This is a genomic window from Aeromicrobium sp. CnD17-E (genome assembly GCF_024124745.1).
GTDB lineage: Bacteria > Actinomycetota > Actinomycetes > Propionibacteriales > Nocardioidaceae > Aeromicrobium.
The window spans coordinates 1-5,352 of sequence record NZ_JAMXRU010000151.1 but is presented as its reverse complement, the minus strand read 5'-3'; the positions used below and the strand labels follow the sequence as shown (position 1 = coordinate 5,352).

The 5,352-nt window shown below is 72.2% G+C and carries 5 protein-coding genes and 1 pseudogene; 5 read left to right on the top strand and 1 reads right to left on the bottom strand.

Annotated elements, in window-relative coordinates:
• The 5 genes and pseudogenes from NH339_RS17125 to NH339_RS17105 all read left to right on the top strand — a co-directional run.
• Positions 1-246, top strand: a pseudogene (locus NH339_RS17125) (ABC transporter); the annotation flags it as partial.
• Between the two features lie 97 nt (positions 247-343).
• A complete protein-coding gene (locus NH339_RS17120; protein WP_067853399.1) occupies positions 344-802 on the top strand; it encodes a MaoC family dehydratase in 459 nt (152 codons plus the stop codon).
• A 1-nt stretch (position 803) separates the two neighbouring features.
• The gene (locus tag NH339_RS17115; RefSeq protein ID WP_253027214.1) at positions 804-2,030 is read left to right on the top strand and encodes an acyl-CoA dehydrogenase family protein; all 1,227 of its coding nucleotides are present in this window, start codon (positions 804-806) and stop codon (positions 2,028-2,030) included.
• Between the two features lie 13 nt (positions 2,031-2,043).
• Entirely contained in the window at positions 2,044-2,865 is an 822-nt protein-coding gene (locus tag NH339_RS17110) for an SDR family oxidoreductase (RefSeq protein WP_253027213.1), read from the top strand.
• Between the two features lie 142 nt (positions 2,866-3,007).
• Positions 3,008-3,391 (top strand): hypothetical protein, encoded by a 384-nt coding sequence (locus tag NH339_RS17105; RefSeq protein WP_253027212.1) that lies wholly within the window; start codon positions 3,008-3,010, stop codon positions 3,389-3,391.
• A gap of 91 nt (positions 3,392-3,482) precedes the next feature.
• Here NH339_RS17105 and NH339_RS17100 read toward each other — a convergent pair.
• Positions 3,483-5,352 (bottom strand): PhoX family phosphatase (locus tag NH339_RS17100; protein WP_253027211.1); only part of this gene is annotated, 1,870 nt, incomplete at its 5' end.

The following is a 5,352-nucleotide window of genomic DNA, read 5'->3' as shown; positions in this document are numbered from 1 at the left end:
CGCGGCACGGGTCCGCACGGCCCGGCGTCGGCGGTGCGGCACGCCGGGTCGGTCACCTTCGCCATGCTGGCCGCCGCGCTGCGCGACGCCGGACGGACGTCCATCGCGATGGACGCCCGTGGCTTCGCGACCGCGACCCGGCGCACCTGGGCGCAGGGCGTGCCGTGGACCCCGCGCGACACGACGGTCGTGGTGGTCGCGTCCCTGCTGGCGCTCGTGCCCGTCGTCGCCCGCGTCCTGACGTAGGTCGCAGGGGTGCACAAAGCGGACGAGGTCGTCTAGGCTGCGAACTAAGCAAGCGCTTAGTCGTCGCCCGAGGGCGACCTGTCCCGGAGGTAGTCCCATGGCCCGCGTGTTCGACAGTCTCGACGACTTCAAGGCAGCTGCCGGGCAGGAGCTCGGCACCAGCGACTGGGTGACCGTGACCCAGGAGCAGATCAACACCTTCGCCGACGCCACCGGCGACCACCAGTGGATCCACGTCGACCCCGAGCGCGCCGCGTCGGGGCCGTTCGGCGGCACGATCGCGCACGGCTACCTGACGCTGTCGCTCCTGCCGGTCTTCTCCGAGAACATCTACGCGGTCAACGGCCTGGCGATGGGCGTGAACTACGGCGCCAACAAGGTGCGCTTCCCGAACCCGGTCCCGGTCGACTCGCGGCTGCGCGCGACGGCGACGCTCAAGGAGACCAGCGACATCCCGATCGGCACCCAGGCCGTCATCACGTTCGTCGTCGAGCGCGAGGGCGCCGAGAAGCCGGTCTGCATCGCCGAGGTCGTCTACGTGATGGCGGCGGCCTGACATGCACTTCGCCTTCGACGAGACCACCACGGAGCTGATCGCCAAGCTCGAGGCCTTCATGGACGAGGCCGTCTACCCGGCCGAGGCCGAGGCCGCCGAGCAGATCGAGGCCCTCTACGCCGAGGACCGCTGGGACCCGCCGGCCGTGCTTGACAGCCTCAAGGAGCAGGCGCGCGAGCGCGGCCTGTGGAACTTCTTCCTGGCCGGCCACCCGGAGGAGGGCGGCCTGACGAACCTGCAGTACGCGCCGCTCGCCGAGATCACCGGCCGCTCCATCCAGCTCGCGCCCGCCGCGCTCAACTGCGCCGCGCCTGACACGGGCAACATGGAGGTGCTGACCATGTTCGGCACCCCCGAGCAGAAGGAGCAGTGGCTGCGTCCGCTGCTCGACGGCCAGATCCGCTCGGCGTTCGCGATGACCGAGCCCGACGTCGCCTCCTCCGACGCGACCAACATCGGGCTCTCGATCGTCCGCGACGGCGACGAGTACGTCATCAACGGTCGCAAGTGGTGGATCACCGGCGCGATGAACCCCCACTGCCGGGTCTTCATCGTCATGGGCAAGACCGACCCGTCGGCCGAGCGGCACCGCCAGCAGTCGATGATCCTCGTGCCGCGCGACACCCCGGGCCTCGAGGTCGTGCGCGGCATGCACGTCTTCGGCTACCACGACCGCGACCACGGCGGGCACGCCGAGCTGCGCTTCACCGACGTCCGCGTGCCTGCGTCGAACCTCATCGGCGGCGAGGGCGAGGGCTTCGCGATCGCCCAGGCGCGCCTCGGACCCGGCCGGATCCATCACTGCATGCGCTCCATCGGCATCGCCGAGCGCGCCGTCGAGTACATGTGCGAGCGGGCGCTGAGCCGCACCACGTTCGGCAAGCCGATCGCCCAGCAGGGTGTGGTGCAGGACTGGATCGCCGAGTCGCGCGTGCGGCTCGAGCAGCTGCGCCTGCTGACGCTCAAGACCGCCTGGCTCATGGACACCGTCGGCAACCGTGGCGCCCACAAGGAGATCCAGGCGATCAAGATCGCCACGCCCCAGACGGTCGAGTGGATCCTCGACAAGGCCATCCAGGTGCACGGTGCCGGCGGCCTGAGCCAGGACTTCCCGCTCGCGGAGATGTTCGCCGGCATCCGCACCCTGCGCTTCGCCGACGGCCCCGACGAGGTGCACAAGGCCTCGCTCGCCCGCGCCGAGCTGAAGAAGTACGCGGCTCGCGGATGAGGGTGGTACGACGATGAAGGTGCAGGGCGCGGCTGCCGTCGTCACGGGTGCGGCCGGCGGCATCGGCCTCGCGGTGGCGCGGGCGCTGCTCGAGCGCGGTGCCGCCTCGGTCGTGCTGGCCGACCTCGACGGCGACCGGCTCTCCGACGCGGCCTCCGCGCTGGGCGAGGAGTTCGGCGAGCGGGTGCTGCACCGCGCGGCCGACGTGACGGCGGAGATCGGCGTCGACGCCGTGCTGCAGACGTCGCCGACCCCCGTCGACCTCTACGTCGCGAACGCCGGCGTGTTCCAGGGGTTCGGGCTCGACGCGTCGCCGCAGGACTGGGCGGCGTCGTGGGAGGTCAACGTGATGGCGCACGTGGCGGCGGCGCGGGCGCTCGTGCCGCAGTGGCTGGAGCGGGGCGCGACGGACGGCCCGGCGGGCTGCTTCGTCAGCGTGGCGTCGGCGGCGGGACTGCTGACCCAGCTGGGCTCGCCCACCTACTCGGTGACCAAGCACGCCGCCGTCGGCTTCGCGGAGTGGCTGGCGGCCACCTACGGCGACCGCGGCGTCCAGGTGACGACGGCCTGCCCGATGGGCGTGCGCACGGCGATGCTCGAGGAGGGCGAGACCTCGACCGACGCCGACGCGCGCCTCGGCATGCGGGCGGTCACGTCGGCGGGCGAGGCGCTCGACGCGTCCGAGGTCGCCGCCACGATCCTCGACGCGGTCGAGGCCGGCCGCTTCCAGGCCCTGCCCCACCCCGAGGTCGCCACGATGTGGGCCCAGAAGGCGTCCGACCCCGACCGCTGGGTCGCCGGCATGCAGCGCTACCGCCGCACCCTCGAGTCCTGACCCCCACCCCGCCCCATCCCCGATCTCCGCGTTCTGCGGACTTGGTGACGGTTTGTCCGGCGGAAACCGTCACCAAGTCCGCAGAACGCGGGGCGGGGCCAGGGCGGCGAGGTGGGCGGGCGGGGTCGGTAGGGTCGCGGCCATGAAGATCGGACCCGGCCTCGTGGTGCCCGCCCTCGCCGAGCTCGTCGTGCTGGCGCTCTACGTCACCGACGTGCTGGGCGACGTCCCGTGGCCCGACGGCTTCGTCCTGCCGGGGCGTGTCCTGCTCGTCGTGGCGGCCCTCGTCGTCGCCGGCATCTGCTACCAGGCGTGGGCGACGGTCACCTCCGAGCAGCGCACCCCGCTGGTGCACGCCGCGGCCGCTGCGTCGCTGGTCGGCGGTGCTGCGCTGACGTCGGCCGTCTTCTCCGCGCCCGAGGGCGCGCTGCTCGGCGCGCACGCCCTCGCGACGCTCGGCACGGCCGCGCTCGTCGCCGCCGTCGTCTGCCACCAGATGACGACCGCCCGCCGCAGCCTCGGCTGAGTCGCCGCCGCACGACGCAGACCTCGCCTCTGACGCGACGACGCCCCGCCCGTGACCCGGGCGGGGCGTCGTGCTCGGCGCCGGTGGGAGGTCAGGCGCCGATGTCGCCGCCGTCCTTGCGTCGCACGAGGGCGATCGCCGGACGGGGCAGGGAGGTGCCGCCGTCGGGCCAGTGGGACGCCGGCGCGTCCGCGGTGGCGCCGTCCTTCTCGCCCGGATGCTGGACGCAGACCAGGACGCGCTTGCGCTGCACGACCGGACCGCAGGTCTCCGCACCGAACGGCACCGTGAGGAACTGACGGGTCAGGCCGCGGTCACGACCCTCCACCGCCACGCCGAACAGGCCGTCGTTCGAGCCGAGCGCGTTGCCGTCCGTGGAGATCCACAGGTTCCCGTGCCGGTCGAACGCGACGTTGTCGGGGCAGGAGATCGGCGAGACCTGCGTCTTGTCGTAGCCGCCGAAGTACGTCGACGCGTCGTTCGGGTCGCCGCACACGAGCAGCAGGTTCCACTCGAAGCGGGTCGACGCGCTGTCGTTGCGACGCTCCGTCAGCTCCAGCACGTGGCCGTTCTTGTTGGCCTTGCGCGGGTTGGCCTCGTCGGGGCCGGCCTTGCCGGACGCGCCGCGGTTGGAGTTGTTCGTGAGGGCGACGTAGACCTTGCCGCTCACGGGGCTCGGCTCGACGTCCTCCGGACGGTCCATCTTGGTGGCGCCGACCTGGTCGGCGGCCAGGCGCGTGAACAGGAGCACCTCCTCGGCGGTGAAGCCCTGCACGAACGAGCGGTCGCCGCTCACGAGCGGGATCCAGGCGCCTGAGCCGTCGAACTCGCCGTCCTTCGGCAGCGTGCCCGAGCCGTCGATCTGCGCCGACGGGGAGTCACCGGTCAGCCGGGCGACGTAGAGCGTGCCGTGGTCGAGCAGGGTGTCGTTGTGACGCTTCGCCGCACGCGAGGTGCCCTTCTTGACCTTGTCGCGCGACACGAACTTGTAGAGGTAGTCGAAGCGCTCGTCGTCGCCCATGTACACCGCGACGCGACCGTCCTTCGTGATGCGCGGCTGCGCCGCCTCGTGCTTGAAGCGGCCGAGGGCGGTGCGCTTGCGCGGCGTCGACGTCGGGTCGTAGGGGTCGATCTCGACGATCCAGCCGAAGCGGTTGACCTCGTTCGGCTCGACGGTCAGGTCGAAGCGCTCGTCGAACTTCTCCCACTGACGGGTCGTGGCGTTGCCGGACACGCCGTAGCGGGCGAGGCGCTGCGCCGTCGTCGGGTCGCTGACCTGCGCGGCGTTGGCGAAGTACTGGTTGAAGTTCTCCTCCGCCGTCAGCCAGGTGCCCCACGGGGTGGTGCCGCCGGAGCAGTTGTTCAGCGTGCCCAGCACCGTGCGGCCCTTCGGGTCGGCCTTCGTGCGCACGAGCGCGTGACCGGCGACGGGGCCGGTCAGCACGAACCGCGACTGCGTGTGGAACCGACGGTTGAGGCGGTGCCCGACGACCGGCTTCAGCGAGCCCGAGCGGGTCTCCTGCACCGTGACGACGGACAGGCCGTGCGCGGCCCACGACGTCTCGACCTGCTCCTTGGTCGGGTTGGCCGGGTCGTAGCCGGGGTACATCATCTCCTCGGTCGTGTACTCGTGGTTGGCCACGAGCAGCTGCGTGCCGCGCGCGAGCGGCAGCAGGGCGAGGAAGTCGTTGTTGAAGCCGAACTGGCGACGCTGCGCAGCACCGCTCTGCGTGGTCGGCGACCAGCGCGGCGAGTCCTTGAACAGCGGGTCGCCCCAGCGGATCACGACGTCCTGCGTATAGCCCTCGGGGACGGTGAGCGCGTCGGCGGTGTTCGGGGCGACGGGCCGGAAGCGCAGGCCGAACGGGCCCTTCTTCACGGTCGTCGACGCGGGGCCGCCCTGGGCGGCGGGCAGGCTGACCGGGGCGGCGGCCACCGGGCCGGCGAACGCGGCGGTCGCG